We start from the raw sequence: 18912 nt of genomic DNA on the forward strand, positions 1-18912 counted from the left end.
TCTTGCACTCACACGTCCAGCAACGCGCGCTGCTTGATGTGCCTTGCGAAGACCGGCAGAAACTGGGGATCCAGCCGCGCGCCCCATACCGCAAGCGAATGGCTGACGACCCATAGCACCAAGCCAGGAATCCATAGCTGCAGGCCCAGGCCTACCACCGCTGCTAGTGTGCCGTTGAGGATCGCGACATTGCGTGGTGCGCCGCCGAGCAGGATTGGCTCGGACAGCGAGCGGTGCAGCGGCACTTCGAAGCCGGTCATGCGTTCACCGTTCATACCGTCGCTCCCCCTGCAAAGCTGAAAAAGCTGAGAAAGAACGACGAAGCCGCGAAGGCGATAGAGAGGCCGAAAACGATCTGGATCAGTTTGCGAAACCCGCCGCTGGTGTCGCCGAACGCAAGGGCCAGCCCCGTGGCGATAATGATGATCACCGCGATGATTCGCGCCACAGGCCCCTGTACCGAGTCGAGGATTGACTGCAGCGGCCCTTCCCACGGCATGCCTGACCCGGCAGCAAGGGCTATTGCTGGCAGATTGAGGTAGATCATGGCTCCCAGTAACGCGTGAAAGATGCGCTGGCGAGCATGAGCGAAGAGACGTGTCATGACCGTTCTCCCTGGCTATCACGGGTACGAAGTAGGGTGTCGATGGACGCGAGCTGGTAACCGTGGCTGTCGTGTCCCATGACACGGGCAATCTGCTGGACGTGCCGGCTTCGCCCGCGGCCGGACAGGAAAACCACCAGGTTGACCGTCTCGGCGATCAACGCGCGGGGCGCTGTGAGCGCAACCTCGAGAATCAGTTGCTCGAGACGAAGCAGGGCACCTTGAGCAGAGCCGGCATGGATGGTTGCGATACCACCCGGGTGGCCAGTTCCCCAGGCCTTTATCAGATCCAGCGCTTCGCCTCCGCGCACCTCACCCACCACGACCCGGTCAGGTCGCAAGCGCAGCGTGCTCCGCACCAGATCCGCCATGGATACGAGTCCGGGTTTCGTTCGCAGAGCAACGTGGTCATGGACTGGGCACTGCAGTTCGATGGTGTCTTCAAGCACCAGGACGCGATCATTGGTGCTGACAACTTCCTCGAGCATGGCGTTGGCGAGCGTCGTCTTGCCGGTACCCGTACCACCTGCGACCAGAATGTTTTGCCGGTCGCGCACCGCTGCCTGCAGGTACTGCGCTTGATCGCAACTGAGTATTCCATCAGCTACGTACTGCCCCAGGGAGATGACGCCGCAGGAGCGTTTGCGCAAGGCGAAGGTTGGGGCACTTGCCACGGGGGGGAGGACGCCTTCGAATCGCTCACCCGTCTCTGGCAGTTCAGCGCTGAGCAAAGGCTTTGTACGGTGTGCTTCGGCGCCAACGTGCGCAGCCACCAAGCGAATGATCCGTTCACCATGCTCAGGGGGCAGCGTGCCCAGACGGACGCGACCTTGGGTAAGTCGATCTGACCAGAGCACCCCGTCGGGATTGAGCATCACTTCAACCACGTCGGGATCGTCGAGTGCGGCAGCGATCAGCGGGCCCATCGCGGTACGCAGCATGCGGGTGCGGCGATCCAATGAGGCTTCAGCGGCAGCCGCTACGGAGAAGGCGGCGCTGCTCATTGATGATCACCGCCATGGTGTTGAGTGCTCTGAGGCTCAGCCGCTTGCAGGTCTGTGGCCAGACTGCGGCCTCGCTGAAGGTGACGGCCCAGTTGCTCTACGAACTGAGCGAAGCGCAGCTTGCCCTGTGCACGTGCTGCCTCCTGGTGTGCCTCGGGCACCGGTGTGCTGACCGTCAGGTAGTAGCGGATGTAGAGCGCCATGGTTTCAACGAGAATGTTCTGATCGCGTTCCAGGCGTTCGAATTGTCGTGACAGACGATCCAGTCGTTTGGCTATGGCCGTGTCACGCTGCTCGCCAGCCTGGGGCGCAAGCCAGGAGGCGAGGGCAGTGGCCACGATCGAGGACTTGGATACGCCCTTTTTGATCGCGAGTTCATTGAGGCGTTTTGCATGCTCGGGCTGAATGAATAGGTTCAAACGGGCGCGACTCATAAGGCAACTCCATCGTCAGGATCAAGGGCAGCCAGCCTTGCCGAACGTTGAAAGTCAGGATCTGGCTGGCATGGGAATGCACAAGGCATGTCGTCTTCATCGAGAAGGAAAAGATCACTGGAGACGTCAGCTGAAGCCTGCAGCTGGCGTGATTCGATCAGGTCGTGCTGGTAATCCAGGTGGCTGCCTTCGACTGGCGCCAAGCGGGTCGAGTCGCCGATCGGCTGGGCCTCTTGCGCCTCGGGCAGCTGCAAATTGCTCCAGTCATCAGCACGAGGTGTGGGTGCATCGGCATATCGTCCAGGCTCCAATTGAGGTGCCTGCAGCACGCGCGTTTGAAAGTTGTCATCGGTGAAGTAGCGCAACTTCTTGGCCCGTATCGGCGCATGGCCTGCGAGCATCACGACGGACTCGTCGGCTGGAAGCTGCATTACTTCCCCAGGCGTCAACAAGGGTCTGGCTGTCTCCTGACGGGACACCATCAAATGGCCCAGCCAAGGGGCTAGACGGTGGCCGGCGTAGTTGCGTTGAAGACGCAGCTCTGTTGCGGTGCCCAGGGTTTCGGAAATGCGCTTTGCGGTGCGCTCATCGTTGGTCGCAAACGTCACCCGTACATGGCAGTTGTCCAGAATCGAGTGGTTCTGGCCGTAGGCCTTGTCGATCTGGTTGAGCGACTGGGCAATAAGGAATGCACGCAGCCCATAGCCGGCCATGAAGGCGAGCGCAGATTCGAAGAAGTCCAAGCGACCCAGAGCCGGAAACTCGTCGAGCATGAGCAGCAGCTTGTGCCGACGTGCGAGGCTGTCATTAGCTTCGAGCGACTCGGTCAGTCGCCGTCCGATCTGATTGAGGAGCAGGCGTATGAGCGGCTTGGTACGGCTAATATCGGATGGGGGGACGACCAGATACAGCGACACCGGGTGCTCGGCGGAAATGAGATCTGCGATCCGCCAATCGCAGCGTGACGTGACCTGTGCAACGGTCGGGTCTCGGTAGAGACCGAGGAAGGACATCGCCGTGGACAGTACGCCCGAGCGCTCGTTTTCACTCTTGTTCAGAACCTCCCGCGCTGCAGACGCAACAATCGGATGTGGTGCATTTTCCAGGTGCGGGGTGACCATCATCTTGTGCAGGGTCACTTCGAACGGACAGGCTGGATCCGAAAGAAAATTGGCCACGCCGCGGAGTGTCTTGTCCTGCTCTGCGTAGAGCACGTGCAAGATGGCGCCGACCAGCAGCGCGTGGCTGGTTTTCTCCCAATGGTTTCGGCGTTCTAGTGCACCTTCAGGGTCGACCAGTACGTCGGCAATGTTCTGTACATCGCGCACCTCGTGGGTACCGCGACGCACTTCAAGGAGAGGGTTGTAGGCGGCTGACGCCGGGTCTGTCGGATTGAACAGCAAACAGTGCGAGAACCGTGAGCGCCAGCCTGCAGTCAGGCTCCAGTTCTCGCCTTTGATATCGTGGATGACCGCGGACGCCGGCCAGGAAAGCAGGGTAGGAACTACCAGTCCCACGCCTTTACCTGAGCGGGTTGGGGCGAAAGCCAAGACGTGCTCAGGACCTTCATGACGCAAGTAGGTATGCTCGAATAGCCCGAGGAATACCCCGGCCGATTGGCTTAACCCCGCCTCTCGCACCTCATCCGCGTCGGCCCAGCGGGCAGTGCCGTAGGTGGTGACACGACCGGCCTGACGCGCACGCCAGATGGCCATGACAATGGCAACGGCCAGAGCCAGCAAGCTGCTACTGGCCGCTATGGCACCGCCGGCATTGAAGATTTCCGGCGCGTAGGCATCAAAGAAGAACCACCACTCCAGCAATCGCCACGGATGGTAGATGGGGGTTTCACCCAGTTCGAACCATGCCGATCCCAGGCGTGGCTGGTGACCCAGTTTGGAGGCCGTCCACTGGGTTGCGATCCACACCCCCGAAAGGGTGATGCCCAAAACTATCAGTACCTGGCCGTACAGTACTGTCGTGCCTCGCATTGCCGAACCTCATCTCCTTTGCGATATCCACGGCACCTAAGGGTGCCGTGGGCGTGAGATTCGGTGCTGCGCGGGGCAGGGTCAAAGACCGTTTCGGGGACGATTCAGAGCGTAAAGGAAAGATTAGGAGCTGAACTCGCGAGGTCGCTAAAACCAGGTGCGCCGGAGCGTTCATCGTTTAGCCGCAAAAAGCCGTTTATTCGGTGCGTCGCCGGGACCTGACGTTGTGCGAGCACCGAATGGATCAATGCAGCCCAAACGCAAAGCCCGGGTTTCCTAGATGCAAGTTGAATAACTGAATAACCTTCACGGCTCGCCGAGGCAGGCAAGCTGCCCCGGCACAATGTCTGGATCTTAGCTAGCAGGCACACACTGAGGTATGCGTTGCAGGCGTTTCAACCGAACGGATATCACCACAAGTAAAGTCGCCAGCGCAGAAAACAGCCACCCACTCCAGATTGCCCCGTTCATTCCTGCCCAGGTGATGAACCATGCACCCGTCATCGACCCTGCCAGTACGCCAAGGTTGCCAGCAGAGACAAACAAGCTCGTCACGAACTCGGGCGCCTCGGGCGCTGATGAGACGGTCCAGACTTGGCTGATCACCATTCCTGCTGTGTGCGCGGCGCCCCAGACAAAGCAAACTGCCAGCATCGACGTGAATGAAGCGGAGGCGAACACCATGACAATGAGGTACGAAGCCGACAGGATCAGTGGATAGGCAAAGACCGTTGCAAGGAGCGCACGACCCAGCGTGCGGCCGGCGAACAGATTACCCAAGACGCCGCCGACGCCAAAGACCACAAGCAAGAAACTGATCTTCTGGCCATCCATTCCCGTGGTTTGCACCAAATACTCCACTGCGTAGCTGTAGAGCGAGAACATCGCTGCGAACACGCAGATGGTCTGCAAGATAGCCAACCAGAGCCCCGCGTTTCTCAGCACACCCAGCGGCGGTGATTGCGCGTTCTTCTTGGCCTGTTCGCCGGACGGGAGCATCGCCCAGATGCCGATGGCCGCGATCAGATTGGCAACAGCAGAGAAGTGAAATGCCGCTTCGTAACTGAAGCTTGCGGCAACCCATGCCGTCGCGGGCACACCCAGCACCAGCCCGACACTGGTTCCGGTAAACGCAAGTGCGGTCGCGTGAGCTGCTCGCTCCGGCGGATAGAGCGATTTTGCCGTGGTGAATGCAACCGAGAAAAAGACCGCATGCAGCAAGGCGGCCGGGACTCTTAGTGCCATCAGGCTCGCGAATGTTGGCGCATATGCTGAAAGCGCACTGCATACGCTGAATACAATCAACGCACTCACCAACAGCTTCTTGCGGTTGAACTTTGACAGCCATAGCACCATGAAGGGGCCGCATATCGCAATGACGAGGGCGAAGAATCCGACCAGCCAGCCCGCTTGCACGATGCTTATCTGGTAGCGCTCCATGATGGCAGGAAGGATGCCGACAACGCCGAACTCCACCGCGTAGAGGCCGAACATTCCCAAGGCGATGAAAAACATCGCCCTCCCTGCCTTGCTTGTGGGCGCGTTGCTCATGGATTCACCTCCCTCTTGACGGCCCCAATGTGCGCAATGGGCCGCAACCATTGCTGCGCGTATGGCATCTCTGACTCTACGAACATGATCGATATCTCCTCTAAAGCCGTAAGGATAGGTGGGCGACAATTAGAGAAAAAGAGGCTGCAGTTCCTTACTTAAAAGAATATTATTCCTTAATTTGGAGAGGGCGTGGAGCACCTGAACAGCTTGGCCGTATTTGTAAGAGCCGCCGAGGCGCGAAGTTTTGTGGGCGCAGCCCAGGCAGTCGGCCTATCGGCGTCGGCGGTTGGGAAGGCCATCGCGCGTCTGGAAAATCGCTTGGGAACTCGCTTGTTTCATCGAAGCACACGCAGCATCACGCTGACCGCAGAGGGAGTGCGTTTCTTGCAACGCTGCAAGCACATCCTTGCTGAAATCGAAGATGCCGAGGCCGAGTTGCAGCAATCAAGCACCCACCCTCAAGGACGGCTAAGAATCAGCCTTCCTGCCGTTGGCACCCTTTTCGCCCCCGTGTTCAGTGATTTCATGAAACGCTACCCTGATATCGAGCTTGATATTGACTTCACGGATCGGTTAGTCGATGTCATTGATGAAGGCTTTGATGCAGTCATCCGAACCGGAAAGCCATCCGACTCGCGTCTCACATTTCGCAACCTTGGTTCATTCAAAGTGGTTCTCGTGGCATCACCTCGTTACCTAGAAGATCTCGGCACGCCACGAATTGCCAGCGATCTGAGGAAGCACAAGTGCATCCACTACCGCTTTCCCAATTCGGGAAAGCTACAGGAATGGCCACTGAAGTCGAAATCCGGGGCGATGGAAGTTGATCTGCCGACCACCATGATCAGCAATAACACCGAAACCCGTGTTTTTTTTGCTACGCAGGGACACGGCCTTGCCTATTTACCGGATTTTTTGGTTCGGGATTCAATCAAGTCTGGAAATCTCGTTCGAGTGCTGGAGAAGCAGGTCGATATCAGAGAGGCCTTCTACCTGCTGTGGCCAGCCAGCAAGTTTCCCTCTCCGAAGATGCGCGCGTTAGTTGACTATCTGTCCGATAACTTTCTAAAACGCAGCTAGGTGAGGGCGGTTCCTGTTACGCGAAGCCCGAAGCACGCGATTCTTTCAAGCTCGGCCTTCGCGCATGAATATACAGCGGTGCCGGCTGACCTACAGCCAGGCCTGGCCTGCCGGACGCGCAAGCTTAATTCGTCACTGAGAAATATCGATCAGAAGCGATGTAGGCGGTTTATGCACTCCATCACTCTAAGCGACTGAAGTGATAAACCCATTTCGGCCCTTCCTCATGTCCGTAGGCGAGCGCGGTGGCGAGCATTCCGAATGGCTCGGCAAGCCGCGCAATGCGCAGGGGGCCGGCGTCCACATGGTCGAATGCGATCTGCGCGAGAAGCGCGGCAGCGCGCGCCTTGCTCGGCGCGTGGTCGCCGCAGTAAACGATGCAGGGACGCGGGGACGAGTCCCGTGCCTCGAACACGTCGAACAGCAGTTCGCTGGACGTGGCCTGAAACGAGGCGACAATATGGGAAGAAGGCAGTCGGCACGCGATGGATTCAGCGCCCGAATCCGTGTGGCCAACCACCAGTTCGCTATTGCCTGCGTCCAGAGGCATGGTGCAACTGAGCACGACCTTCCCTGGCAGGTCGCCGGCTTGGGCGAGAACGTCATCAAGATCCAGCCAATGCACGGCGAGAAGCACCAGTTCCGCGTGCTCGGCAGCTTCCCTTGGCGTGCCAGTTTTGGCATTGCCACCTGCCGCCGCCAGGTTCGCCGGCTTCCGCTCGCTGCGGGAATAGCTGAACGTCACTTCGTGGCCCAGCTTGGAAAAGATGACCCCAAGCTGTCCCCCCATGCTTCCCGAGCCGAGGATTCCGATCTTCATGTCACAGATCCAGCAAAATCAGACTGAAAAGAATGATTTTCTTCTGGAATTATCTTGGGCTGGTATAGCAATTCGCTTATTTTATTGCCTATTTACAATGAGTTTTCGATTGATTGCGCTCCCGGCGGCTAACCAATTCCCGACCCACGCTTCCGTCCAATCTCCCAGGACGCCCCGCTACCGTGCACCTTGCTTTAGGTAACTATTTCACTCCAGCGGCTTCTTGGTATCGGGGGGGATCAAACGAGAACCGTGCGGGTGAACCAAGGTGCTACCGACTGGACTGGAAGCTACGGGTGTTTGATCGCTGTCCCGCAGAGGTGATATTCCGTTTATTCTCAGGTCGCTTGCTCCGAGAATTCGTTGGCATATAGCCTCCCCTTGGAGACACCTGAAAGCCCGCCTTAACAGCGGGCTTTTTTGTGTCGCGCCAAAGGCCCGACAACGGGTAGCAATTGGCCCAGAGTGTGTAATAACGCTCGGACAAACCTTTGTTATGATTTCTGAGAAATTCATCGCAAGGGAAACCCATGAAACGGTTAATCCAGGGTGAACACCGAGGCCAAAGCACCCTGCTTCCCGAAAGCCTCGACGATTACGTCAGCGATACCCACCAAGCGGCTCTGGCTGGGTGGTGAGGCTTACCCATACAACACCACTCGCTTTTTGATTACGTCCTTGGATCTTCCGGCTGATTCTGAGGTGGTAACGGCAAGCAGAGAGGTGCCGTGCGTTGGACTTACACTTAAGTCGGTTTACGAATCATTGCGGAATTGATCGGTCATGGTGGTCTTCAACCACACCGGGCATGGCCCGCAGATCCCAGTGTGGGGATTGGTGAAACAACACTAGGCATACTGCTTCCGTTTACACGGCTGCTCGAGCTTCTGGATGAACCAGAGGCTATCCAAACCCTGACGCCTTTTATCCAGAGGGAAATTCACTATCGGCTATTGGCAAGCGACCAAGCAGCCAAGCTGCGGCAGATTGCATCCGTCGACGGGCAGGGGTACCGAATCGCCAGAGCAATCGACTGGTTGAAGCTCAATTACATTGCCCCTCTTCGAGTGGAGGAACTTGCTGCGCGAGTGCAGATGAGTGCCCCTTCGTTTCATCAGCACTTCCGCCAACCTACGGAAATGAGCCCGCTCCAGTTCCAAAAGTGGCTCAGGCTAAGCGAGGACAAGCGCTTGATGCTGAGTGAGCATCTAGATGCCTCAACGCTGCGTTCAGAGTGGGTTACGAGAGTCCATCCCAGTTTAGCCGCGAGTACAGCAGAGCATTTGGCTGTTCACACAAAAGGGACATCGTCACATTGTGCAGTAGAGCCGATTGGGCGTGAATGAAGACCCGGTCGCGGGCTCCGCTCACACTTCTCTGGCGCCCTCTTGGGCCGAGCGCCTGGGCAAACGCCGCCTGAGTGCTGAACATGGTGGGGCGCGCAAGGGCCGCTTGCACTGTGAAGTTCTGGACAGCGGCAGGGTGATAATTTGTGGGCACGGCGCACTGTACTTGCGTGGCACTATTTTTATCTGAGGTCAGTGCATCCAGGTGAGGGCTACTTGCCCCTCACTGCTCCGTTTCTCTCCCTCCGTTGTGCGTTGGCTCACATGCCCTTATGGCACAGTCCAGCGACTGCAACTCAAGCAAGGCGAAATCGCTCGGGTGTGCGTTGTGTGATCAGAGGCGCGCACACGACGGTTTTGCCAACAGGTACGCGCCTATCCTCACCCTAGTCGAATCTACTCAGGCTAGTCTGCCCGGTGGGGTAAAGTGCTGTCTAGCGTGCTGCCCACACGTTGAAACGCTCTTCCAGGTCCTCCCCGTGATCGACCCAGAAGCTCATATCGATGGGCAGAGCTTGAGCCATGTTCTGTGGTGCGGTGTTTAACTGAGCCGCCAGTTCCGGTGCTAGCAAGGCGTTGGTCTTGACGTTGGTCGAGCCATAGCCGAGTTGCTCGGTATGGATCTTCTGCTGCTCTGGCCGCAACGAGAAAGCCATGAACTCTTCGGCGAGGTTTTTGTTGGCACTGCCTTTAGGAATCGCCCATGAGTCGATCGCATACAGACTGCCATTCCATACTGGCTTCATCGCTGCGCCTTCCTGTTGGGCGGCGAATACCCGGCCGTTGTAGGCCGTACTCATGACCACATCGCCGCTGGCCAGAAACTGCATGGGTTGTGCGCCCGATTCCCACCATTGGATCGAAGACTTGATTTGGTCTAGCTTGCGGAATGCCTGTTCTACGCCCTGGGGCGTAGCCAGCACTTTGTATAGTTGATCAGGCGCTACGCCATCGGCGAGCAAAGCGATCTCCAGGGTGTATTTGGCGCCTTTACGTAGCGCGCGCTTGCCCGGATATTTCTGCGTGTCCCAGAAATCTGCCCAGCCGCTGGGTGCATCTTTCAGTCGGCTGCTGTCGTAGGCCATGACCATTGACCAGGCCAGTACGCCGGCGCCGCACTCGGTTAAGGTACCCGGCACATAGTTGGCGGCATCACCGAATACCGCTGGGTCGAGTTTCTCGAACAGGCCTTCTTCACAGCCACGCATCAGCTCGGGGCCTTCGATCTGTACCACATCCCAAACCACGCTTTGGGTGTCGACCATTGCTTTGATTTTGCCCATCTCGCCATTCCATTCGCCTATGACCAGTTTCTTGTTGGCATGCTCTTCGAAGGGCTTGAAGAAAGCCTGAGTCTGGGCTGCTTTGCTGGCGCCGCCAAAAGACACCACGGTAAGGTCGGTGGCTAGTGCGGTGCCGGTGAGGCCCATCAGCAGGGCCGCTAATATGGAGTGTTTCATGTTCACCTCTTGATGTTGTTATCAGTGATGGATGTGGGGTCAGTCAGATGCGGTAGTCGTCATCGTCCCGTGCGATCAGGCGCAGAGCCGCTTCCCATGCGAGCAAGTGCTGGCCTTCGAGAATGGCGCTCTCTTCCTGGAGAGCCGCGCGTTCGCAGATATCCTTCGGCGGAAAGTTCAGCTCTCGGCCACCAGCCAAGGCCAGAACCTGTGCCTGGCAGGCGCGCTCGAGGAAGTGCAGGTTGTAAAAGGCTTCGGCGATGCAGCCACCCGCTGCGATCAAGCCGTGGTTGCGGAGAATCATGGCCATGTGTGGCCCAAGATCGCGGCTCAGACGGCCGCGCTCCTCTTCGATCAACGACAAACCTTCGTAGTCGTGGTAACCCAGGCGTCGATGAAACTTTAGAGCGTGTTGACTGATGGGTAGCAGGCCTTCCGCTTGCGCTGACACCGCAATACCCGCAGCGGTGTGGGTATGGATGACGCAATTGATATCTGCGCGCGCAAGATGCAACGCTGAGTGGATATTGAAACCTGCCCGATTGACGCTGCCGGGGTTGGCGCGGGTATCGACCACGTCGCCAGCGTGGTTGACCTTGATCAGGTCGCGGGCGCGCATCTCATGGAACATCACGCCATAGCGGTTGATAAGGAAATGATCATCTTCATTCGGTACCCGGACTGAAACGTGTGTGTCCAGATGGTCAGTCCAGCGGAAATGCGCGATCAACCGATACAGCGCGGCCAGCTCACATCGGGCATGCCATTCCTCATCGCTTATCGAGCCCGGATCCAGCTTGAAGTCGAAGTCATGCATGGTTGTTCCTTGTTATGTATATCGTCCGCTACCTGATAGTGCGGTACCGGGCACGAAGGGCACCATGCACAGCTTCTGTTCGTTTACTGCAAGGCTGTATAGGCCTGGCGACCTGTACAGTGAGTTATCGTGATGCTGATACTCGATGCTGATTCGACTATTCCGTTGGTTACCCAAATTGTTGAGGGCGTGGCCGAAGCTATCGCCTTGCGGCGTCTTCGCTCCGGCGCGCGGCTACCGTCGATTCGCAAGTTCGCTTCTGTCCATGGAATAAGCCACTTCACCGTGGTCGAAGCCTATGATCGGCTGGTAGCCCGTGGATGCCTGATCGCCTTGCCCAATGCCGGGTTCTTCGTGCGCAGCACCTTGGATGAGGCGGCGGCGTACAGCGAAGCCTCGCCCTTGAATTTCGACACCCACCTTTTATTGCACAAGGTGTTCACGCCCTTAGGCATGCAGCTATGCCCAGGTATTGGGCGTCTGCCTGATACATGGTTGGATGGCGAGGGCATGCAGCGTGGGCTGCGTACCCTGGCGCGTCAGCGGCCACACGATTTCAGCAACTATGGTCACGCGCAGGGATTGCCGGCGCTGCGGACAAGGATTTGCGATAGGCTCGCTGAGGCTGGGATCGCAGTGGGCCCGGAGCAAATGCTGCTTACTACAGGGGCCAGCCAAGCACTGGATCTGGTAGTGCGTTTGTTAGTACGTAGCGGCGACGCTGTGCTGGTTGAAGAACCGGGTTACCACAATCTTTTCCTCAACTTGCATCTGAAAGGTGCGCGCCTCTTGGGCGTCCCCCGCGGCGTTGGGGGATTGGATCTGCAACGTCTCGAGCACTTACTGCGTGAACATCATCCTCGAGTGATGTTCATCCAGTCACGGCTGCATAGCCCAACCGGCACGAGCCTGTCGCTGCCGACGTGTCATCGGCTGTTGCAACTGGCGCAGCAGTACGATGTGTTGATTGTCGAGAACGACATTTATGCGGATCTCGCTCCGATCGCGCAACCGACGCTGGCCAGTCTGGATCAGCTGGAACGTGTCATCCACATTTGCAGCCTTTCCAAAACCATTGCCCCGGCGCTGCGGGTGGGCTGGATAAGTGCACATCGAGAGCTGATAGAGCAATTGCTGCCACTGAAAATGGCCAGCGGCCTAACCAGTTCGGAACTGACCGAAAGCCTCGCGTTGAACATCCTTTTGCAGGGGCAGCAACGTAAGTTCGTTCGCCACTTGCGTGAGCGCCTTGGCGAGGCCCACGAAGATGTAGCGCGGCGTCTTGAGTCGGCGGGGATGGAGCTTTTTCACGAACCGCGCGCGGGGCTCTTCCTCTGGGCCCGGCACCCCGAGATAAGCGATAGCTATGAGTTGGCTTGCTGGGCGCGGGGCAGGGGGATGCTGTTGTTCCCCGGGCAGCTGTTCATGCCGGACGGGCACGCGATGCCCTGGACGCGTTTTAACGTCGCGCAGGCAGGTGATGATCGCGTATACGAACTATTAGCCAGATACCTTGAGGAGCGAGGCAAGGGGTGAAACGGCAGAGCATGGCGGCGAATGCTTACTTGATGGACGAGCCGTAAGGCCACTTGCAGGTACTTATCGTTTTAGCATGGCGGTCAATGACTACGGCGCTGAAGAGCCAATAACCCGCCGAAAACTACCAGCGCACCGCCGATTATTAGGTCAGCGCTGAGAACCTCACTGAACCAGACCACGCCCAGCAGCGATGCGAACAACAGAAGTGTGTAATTGAAAGGCTGGAGCGTCGCTGCGGACGCATATTTCAAGGCTTGTAGCAGTAAGAGCTGAGCCAAGATACCTGTCGAGGAAAGGATCAGGATCAGTACCCACTGACTGTGAGACGGCGTTACCCACTGAGGGAGGCCCAGGATAGTTGCCGTGATTGCGCCCCAGAAACCCATATAGAGCATGTTGGTCGCGAAGCTATCGGCCGTACTGATTTTGCGCGTGAGTATATTGAAGAGGGCGAACATTAACGCTGCCAGCAGCGGGATGAGCGACTCGATACTGAAAACGCCTGCACCTGGCCGCAGGATCACGAGTATTCCCCCGAACCCGATGATCGCTGCGAGCCATTGCCGCGGGCGCACATACTCACGTAACAGTACACCTGCGAGCGCCAACGTTATCAGCGGGAAAATCGCGTAGATAGCATGGGTTTCGGAAAGGCCTAGATACTTCAAAGCCAGGCCGAACACCGCGATTTCCAATACGCCCAGTAGCGATCTGGCCATCTGCAGCCATGGGTGAGCGGTTTTGACAGCTGACTTCAGACCACCCTTGAACGTTACGAAAACGAGCGCGAAGAGCAGGAAGAACCAGTACCGAACCATCACCAGTTCGGCGATGGGCAGGTCTTTTACAAGCACCTTGGTGATGCCATCCTGCATGGCGAAAACGAACATCGAAAGCAGGCAAAGTCCAATTCCTATCAGGGACGCTTTTGACCTTTCCACTTCGTTCGCATTCTTTGCGATCGCACTCATGCTGTTGTCTCGCTACCCAAACTAGGAAGAGTTCTTGCTCAAGCGATGCTGGTTGGCCCGGTAGATTACGTCAGGGCCTGTGCACGTTCGTAAGCGGGTGTTCGTTAGCGCAGGTTTAAGCAAGATCCCCCTCAATAATGAGCAGTTCGCGACTCGATGCACTGAGTGCAAATATCTTCGCGTCGGCATACGCAGGATCCTCGTAACAGGCTTTGGCATGTGCGTAGGAGGGGAACTCCACTGCTGTCACACGACTGCTGTGGCTTTGTTCTTTCAGTACGCAGGCATCCAGCAATTTAAGAGCCGCACCGTATTTGTCGGCAATCGGTTTCCAACGTTGAGCATATGCCTGCTGTGCTTGCGGGTCTCTAATTTCGGTGGCGAGGATTATCCAGTAACCTTTCATGAGCTGCTCCTGCTATCTGGAAGTGCCTGGCACGATCAGGTTTTATTGAATGTTGCCGGTTCCTATTTCGCCTGCGTGGCGTTGCCCCTTTCCCGCAGATTCCTGCTGAGCTAAATAGCAGGTCGGGTCTCACCGGTAATGCCTGCGACGTTTTGTTTGAGCGTCGTGATTATGCCTGTGAGTGTCTGCTTTTCTTCGTCGCTGAGCGCCTGCAGCGGCGCACGTACGCCGCCGCTTTTGAGACCTGCCACTTCGCTGCCGTACTTGATCGACTGCACGAATTTCCCGGTTTCCAGAAAGTCCATCAACGGCAGCAGGGCAGTCATGATGCGTCGGCCTTTGACGAAGTCGTTCTCGACCACGCAGGCTTGGTAAAGGGCGACGTGCTCTTTTGGTATGAAGTTTGAGCCGGCGCAGACCCAACTACGAGCGCCCCAGGCAAAAAACTCCAATGCCTGGTCATCCCAGCCACAGGACAAGGCGATCTGCGGGTATTTGCTAGCCAGCAGGTGCAGGCTGGCAGCGTTTCCGCTGCTCTCCTTGATGGCAACAATATTCTTGTTGCACGCGAGGGCTGAAAATACCTCTTCGCCCATAGCGACGCCCATGCGACCTGGATAGTTGTAAAGCATGATTGGAAGTCCAGCAGCGTTATCAACTGCCTGCACGTGAGTCACGATTTCCTGCTGAGTTGGCAGGGCGTACGGCGGGGTACCTACTAAAAGTGCGTCAGCTTTTATTTCCCTGGCGGCTTTGGCGAATGCCACCGAGTCATCGGTTCGAATGGCGCCTGTGCCAATGATCAAAGGCAGTCGGCCATTGATGACGTCCTTGGCCTTGCTGGCCAGGTTGAGCCGTTCCTGGGCGGTCTGTGCGTAATACTCGCCAGTGGAGCCGCCAATAATGATGCCGTTAACCTTGGACTCGATCAGGTACTCGAGTACTTCACCAAACGCCGGTAAATCGATCTGCCCATCAGAGGTGAGCGGTGTGATGGCCGGCGTATAGATACCTTCAAATTTCACGGTTCGTTCTCCTTTTTTGTTTGTGCAGCGAGAAACAGCAAGATAGACAGGCCTTTCGCCTGAGTAGCGCTTACGCGGTGAGCTTGCGATGAGCGTTAGCCACTTAGGCACCCTCAGTGGGGCGCAGCGTAGGGGCTGGTGTTACAGGTGTAATCAGATATGAGGTGGCCCTCCGGTGCGAACACCCAAGGCGAGGCAGATCAGTTCATTCAGCGGCAATTGCTCGCCTGCAGGGCATCGAGCACCACCTCGCACGCTGCGCCCCATGTTGCGCTTGAGTGCTGATGCCTGAGCACATCGAGTCCGCTGGCGGTGAATGTTCCCGGTGTGGCGATGCTCAGTCCAAGCGACTTAAGGCTCTGTTTGGGTTGCTGTTTGGCGCTGGCCACACAGTCCTGCAAGTTTCCCAATACCAGCTCTCTAGCCTGCTCTGGAGTCAAACCCTTTTCTGCTAGCCACTGCTGCAAATCGTGTAGCAGGAAATAGAACCAGCCGTTCATGCAGGCTGCGACAGTCGCCAGTTCGAAAGCAGACTCCTGTTCAATTACGACCAGGTTGCCAAGAGGGCTGAGCAAGTCTTCGACTTTTGTGTTCGGCGGGCACACCACGACGACTGACTGGTTGATCTGCGCCGCGTAAGAAAGCATCGCCCTTGTGCAGTTTGCCTTGTGAAAGTAGTTGCTCAGAGTCGTCAGGCTGATACCGGCCACCAGTGAGATCAGAAGCTGATCTGGAGAGAGAGTGACTTCCTGGGCCAGATTCTTAACCGCGTCCGGGCGTACCCCCAGCAGTAAAATGTCAGCGTGGTCGACGACGGCCTGATTGCTATCCATTAACTGACAGTTGTAGTCAGTAGCCAGTCGCCCTGAGCGCTCCTGATTACGTGGTGAAAGGTAGATGTTGCCGTAGAAGCCACTACGGCGAAGGCCGTAAACAACCTTTTCGGTAAGCTCCCCAACGCCCAAAATGCCCAGGTTTTGCATTGGATCTCCCTCGGCTGTTCGCTTCGTATCGATAAGGGACTAGCGAAATCGGCTGATCCGATCCACTGTAGGTGTACGTCAGCCATGGCGACGAAGTGCGCGATACGCCAATGAGCCCCGTCTTTCTAGGCTGCGTTTCGAGCTGACTATCTCATCGCTCGGTTTGCTAACCATAGAACAGACGGGACAGGTCATATGACGATCTGTCTCTTATGACGTGGGGCGATTTGGAGCGTGACTTCAGAGGTCTACAACCAAATCTGAAGTAGGCCTGCTGCAGCACAGTAGGCGCAGCCCTTTGTCGATTTCACGCTGACGGATACCGCCGTTGTGATTCATTTCCACAGTTCCTTCGAGTACTGCAGTCTTGCAGGTGCCACACACACCCTGGCTGCAGGAGGAGGGCACGATTGCACCAGCTTTCTTCGCCGCGGCGAGCACGGTTTGTTCAGCCGTCATGGTGAACTCCTTGCCCGAGCGAGCCAGGCGCACGGTGAAAGTACCCTGCGCCTGATCCGGCGTAGCTTCAACAGGGGCTGGTTCGATGATCGCCTCCGCCGATATGTCGAAGCTTTCCTGATGGTAGTGAGTTAGATCAAAGCCACCTTCGCCAAGCAGCGCCTTAGTCGCATTCATGTAACCCTGAGGCCCGCAGGTGAATACCTCTCGCTCCTTGAAGTCAGGAACCTGATTTTGCAGCTCGGTTAGCGACAACCGACCTATCGCTCCGCTCCAGTCGGGCTCGTCGCCATAGCCTTCGCAGAAGAACAGTGTGCGAAAGCGACCTCGAGTCTGAGTGCGTTCAAGGCGCTGCAGTTCTTCTCGGAAGATGATGTCCTTAGGCGTTCGGGCGCTGTGCACGAATACGATATCCAGCGCAGCGAATAAATCGCTAGCGGCTCGGCTCATGGCCATCAGCGGCGTTATGCCCGAGCCTGCCGACAGAAAGAGCAACTTGCGCGCAGGGCCTGCCACCGGTGTGAAATTACCCGCGGGGCCAGAGGCAACGAGAGTATGTCCGGCCTGGAGGTTGTCATGAAGCCAGTTCGAGACAACCCCGCCCGGCACTCGCTTGACTGTAATGGAAAAGGCGAAAGGCCGGGTTGGCGTCGAAGACAGGGTGTAACAGCGCGACACCGTCTGCCCCTCGATAATCGGAGATACGGTGAGAAACTGCCCGGGTTCGTAAGCAAGAGCAGTGTAATCCGGGCAACGAAAATTGAAGGTCTTAACGTCGTGTGTTTCATCTACAACGCTCAGGCATTGGATCTGTTTGCTGTCACCGCTCGGCCAAAGTGCGCCGAAGGCGCTCCAGTGATCGGTATCAGCGAAGCGCTTGTCATCGTCGATGGTGGCGAGATTTTGAAAGGCGTTCATCGTCGACCTCACACGTTATGCGCGGCTAGGCGTGCGGCGTACCAGCGAGAAAACTGGTCGACGTAGCTCTCGGTAAAAGCGGAGAACGGACCTGGCGAGTAAGCAGGATCCTGAGTGCCGCTGTGTGTGATTCCGACCAGATTCGCATCTTGCAAATTGGTTGCTGCCCACACTTCAGTCAGGGTCTTGAGGTCGTAGTCCACACCCTCAATAGCGTCCGCTCGCACGATCCACTTGGAACGAACCAGGGTTCGATCCGGTGACAGTGGGATGATGTAGCTGATCACTGCGTGGTCGCTCATTACGTGGGTCCACGAGTTGTGCGTCCACATATGGGTGTCACCCAGGTCGCGACGACTAAGTTCGCCGAGCAGTTTCGTGCAGGCGACCTCGGTACTGATAGTTTGAGACTCACCGCGGTTGGCGATCACCAGGCGCTGAGTACGAAATTGGGTCACAGCGTCTTCGCCTAGGTATTCGACCGGAGAGCAAATATGGCCTTCGTCTTCCCAATTCTTCTGAGTATTGGCGTTGCGCTGGTGGTATTCGTCGAGGGCCTTGAGCGAGTCTTCGCCAAGCCCGTCAGTGCAAAAACCAAAGTCCTCAGGAAGGAATGACGCGGTGAGTTCTGGATGAGTCGCAGCGCAGTGGTAGCACTCGCGATTGTTCTCCATCACAAGCTTCCAATTTCCGTTCTCGATGATTTCCGACTCGTAAGCGATCTTTGTGTTGGTCAGATCGTAGGGTGAGAACCGGGGAGTCATCGTCTCCTCCAGAACGGAGATGTCCTCAGGCGGGTTGTCGCTGAGGCATACGAAAATATGCGTTCCAACGACCTTGCAGTGAACAGGCATTAGGCTGCGGCACTTAGGGTCGAAATCCTTCCCCATATGCGCCGCGTGCTTGAGGCTTCCGTCGAGGTCGTACGTCCATTGATGGTAGGGGCAAACCAGCATGCCAACGGTAGACTTGCCAGCCTCCTTGAGGCGCGCACCCCGGTGCCGACAGACGTTGCGGTAGGCTCGTACCTGCTCGTCGTCGTCGCGTACCAGGATGATCGACGACTTGCCGATGTCGATGGTCGACACATCGCCAGGCTCGGCTACGTCGGCGGTGACGCCTAGAAGTATCCAGTGTTTGGTGAAAAAGATATCAACGTCGGTGTCGAATATGTCCTGGCGACCAAATAGCTCGCCGTTCATACCGAAGCCAGGCTGCCGCGATGCAACCAGTTCACGATGTGATTTAACTGACGTAATGTTCATTGTTTCCTCGACGGGCTTTTTGTAGGTACATCACGATGTAGCCACATTCTCCGAGGGGGATTGCGGAGCGTCAACGCGCCTAATTTTGCTGCTCGCATTACTTTAGGTTATGCAAGAAAACGACCTGGATGGAGCGGTGGTGACCATCCTGTAAGCCTTTGTTCATGAGGCTATCTGCCAATTCACGAGGCATCTCTCAGATGCTGGGCGACGAAACAATCCATCGTTCGTGCGCT

17 protein-coding genes and 3 pseudogenes are annotated in these 18912 nt (G+C 57.1%); 5 read left to right on the plus strand and 15 right to left on the minus strand.

From position 1 onward, the window contains the following. Window positions 1-8 precede the first annotated feature (8 nt). The 6 genes from QRN22_RS14615 to QRN22_RS14640 all read right to left on the minus strand — a co-directional run bounded on the left by QRN22_RS14615 (window position 9) and on the right by QRN22_RS14640 (window position 5584). The gene (locus tag QRN22_RS14615) at window positions 9-275 is read right to left on the minus strand and encodes a VirB3 family type IV secretion system protein (protein WP_042554149.1); all 267 of its coding nucleotides are present in this window, start codon (window positions 273-275) and stop codon (window positions 9-11) included. Beyond that, window positions 272-604 carry a TrbC/VirB2 family type IV secretion system protein gene (locus QRN22_RS14620; protein ID WP_042554150.1) on the minus strand — a complete coding sequence of 111 codons (333 nt, stop codon included), beginning with the start codon at window positions 602-604 and terminating at the stop codon, window positions 272-274. The genes QRN22_RS14615 and QRN22_RS14620 overlap by 4 nt, the downstream gene beginning before the upstream one ends. Further along, a complete protein-coding gene (trbB, locus tag QRN22_RS14625; RefSeq protein ID WP_042554151.1) occupies window positions 601-1608 on the minus strand; it encodes a P-type conjugative transfer ATPase TrbB in 1008 nt (335 codons plus the stop codon). The genes QRN22_RS14620 and trbB overlap by 4 nt, the downstream gene beginning before the upstream one ends. Next, entirely contained in the window at window positions 1605-2042 is a 438-nt protein-coding gene (locus tag QRN22_RS14630; protein ID WP_042554152.1) for a CopG family transcriptional regulator, read from the minus strand. The genes trbB and QRN22_RS14630 overlap by 4 nt, the downstream gene beginning before the upstream one ends. Beyond that, on the minus strand, window positions 2039-4033 hold the full coding sequence (locus QRN22_RS14635; RefSeq protein ID WP_042554153.1) for a conjugal transfer protein TraG: 1995 nt from the start codon (window positions 4031-4033) through the stop codon (window positions 2039-2041). The genes QRN22_RS14630 and QRN22_RS14635 overlap by 4 nt, the downstream gene beginning before the upstream one ends. A gap of 354 nt (window positions 4034-4387) precedes the next feature. Next, window positions 4388-5584: an MFS transporter gene (locus tag QRN22_RS14640; RefSeq protein WP_042554154.1), complete on the minus strand. Its 1197-nt coding sequence runs from the start codon at window positions 5582-5584 to the stop codon at window positions 4388-4390. A gap of 192 nt (window positions 5585-5776) precedes the next feature. On the opposite strand from QRN22_RS14640, the gene QRN22_RS14645 reads away from it, so the two are divergent. Then, complete coding sequence (locus QRN22_RS14645) at window positions 5777-6667, plus strand: LysR family transcriptional regulator (protein ID WP_042554155.1); 891 nt, start codon at window positions 5777-5779, stop codon at window positions 6665-6667. A 181-nt stretch (window positions 6668-6848) separates the two neighbouring features. Here the strand turns inward: QRN22_RS14645 and QRN22_RS14650 are convergent, their stop codons facing one another. Then, complete coding sequence (locus tag QRN22_RS14650; RefSeq protein ID WP_042554156.1) at window positions 6849-7487, minus strand: NADPH-dependent F420 reductase; 639 nt, start codon at window positions 7485-7487, stop codon at window positions 6849-6851. Window positions 7488-8017: 530 nt separating this feature from the next. Here QRN22_RS14650 and QRN22_RS14655 point away from each other — a divergent pair. The 3 pseudogenes from QRN22_RS14655 to QRN22_RS14665 form a co-directional block, all read left to right on the plus strand. Further along, a pseudogene (locus tag QRN22_RS14655) lies at window positions 8018-8101 on the plus strand (hypothetical protein); the annotation flags it as partial. Next, window positions 8061-8829: pseudogene (locus QRN22_RS14660) on the plus strand (AraC family transcriptional regulator); the annotation flags it as partial. The pseudogenes QRN22_RS14655 and QRN22_RS14660, both read left to right, overlap by 41 nt. Further along, a pseudogene (locus QRN22_RS14665) lies at window positions 8817-9023 on the plus strand (PhzF family phenazine biosynthesis protein); the annotation flags it as partial. The pseudogenes QRN22_RS14660 and QRN22_RS14665, both read left to right, overlap by 13 nt. A 244-nt stretch (window positions 9024-9267) precedes the next feature. Here the strand turns inward: QRN22_RS14665 and QRN22_RS14670 are convergent. Both QRN22_RS14670 and QRN22_RS14675 read right to left on the minus strand, forming a co-directional pair. Further along, window positions 9268-10293: an ABC transporter substrate-binding protein gene (locus QRN22_RS14670; protein ID WP_042554157.1), complete on the minus strand. Its 1026-nt coding sequence runs from the start codon at window positions 10291-10293 to the stop codon at window positions 9268-9270. Window positions 10294-10336: 43 nt separating this feature from the next. Next, on the minus strand, window positions 10337-11110 hold the full coding sequence (locus tag QRN22_RS14675; RefSeq protein ID WP_042554158.1) for a class II aldolase/adducin family protein: 774 nt from the start codon (window positions 11108-11110) through the stop codon (window positions 10337-10339). A gap of 132 nt (window positions 11111-11242) precedes the next feature. Between QRN22_RS14675 and QRN22_RS14680 the strand changes: the two genes are divergently transcribed. After that, window positions 11243-12646 (plus strand): aminotransferase-like domain-containing protein, encoded by a 1404-nt coding sequence (locus QRN22_RS14680; RefSeq protein ID WP_042554159.1) that lies wholly within the window; start codon window positions 11243-11245, stop codon window positions 12644-12646. 83 nt (window positions 12647-12729) lie between these two features. Here the strand turns inward: QRN22_RS14680 and QRN22_RS14685 are convergent, their stop codons facing one another. From QRN22_RS14685 to QRN22_RS14710, 6 genes are all read right to left on the minus strand, one after another. Beyond that, window positions 12730-13620, minus strand: coding sequence for a DMT family transporter (locus QRN22_RS14685; protein WP_042554160.1), 891 nt, complete (start codon window positions 13618-13620; stop codon window positions 12730-12732). A gap of 115 nt (window positions 13621-13735) precedes the next feature. Next, window positions 13736-14026 carry a DUF1330 domain-containing protein gene (locus QRN22_RS14690; protein ID WP_042554161.1) on the minus strand — a complete coding sequence of 97 codons (291 nt, stop codon included), beginning with the start codon at window positions 14024-14026 and terminating at the stop codon, window positions 13736-13738. Window positions 14027-14136: 110 nt separating this feature from the next. Further along, the gene (locus QRN22_RS14695; protein ID WP_042554162.1) at window positions 14137-15051 is read right to left on the minus strand and encodes a dihydrodipicolinate synthase family protein; all 915 of its coding nucleotides are present in this window, start codon (window positions 15049-15051) and stop codon (window positions 14137-14139) included. Window positions 15052-15260: 209 nt separating this feature from the next. Continuing rightward, window positions 15261-16034: an NAD(P)-binding domain-containing protein gene (locus tag QRN22_RS14700; RefSeq protein ID WP_042554163.1), complete on the minus strand. Its 774-nt coding sequence runs from the start codon at window positions 16032-16034 to the stop codon at window positions 15261-15263. A gap of 240 nt (window positions 16035-16274) precedes the next feature. Further along, window positions 16275-17411: an FAD-binding oxidoreductase gene (locus tag QRN22_RS14705; RefSeq protein ID WP_042554164.1), complete on the minus strand. Its 1137-nt coding sequence runs from the start codon at window positions 17409-17411 to the stop codon at window positions 16275-16277. 8 nt (window positions 17412-17419) lie between these two features. Then, window positions 17420-18676 carry an aromatic ring-hydroxylating oxygenase subunit alpha gene (locus QRN22_RS14710; RefSeq protein ID WP_042554165.1) on the minus strand — a complete coding sequence of 419 codons (1257 nt, stop codon included), beginning with the start codon at window positions 18674-18676 and terminating at the stop codon, window positions 17420-17422. Window positions 18677-18912 lie beyond the last annotated feature (236 nt).

Source organism: Pseudomonas sp. MEJ086 (assembly GCF_030209025.1).
GTDB lineage: Bacteria > Pseudomonadota > Gammaproteobacteria > Pseudomonadales > Pseudomonadaceae > Aquipseudomonas > Aquipseudomonas fulva_A.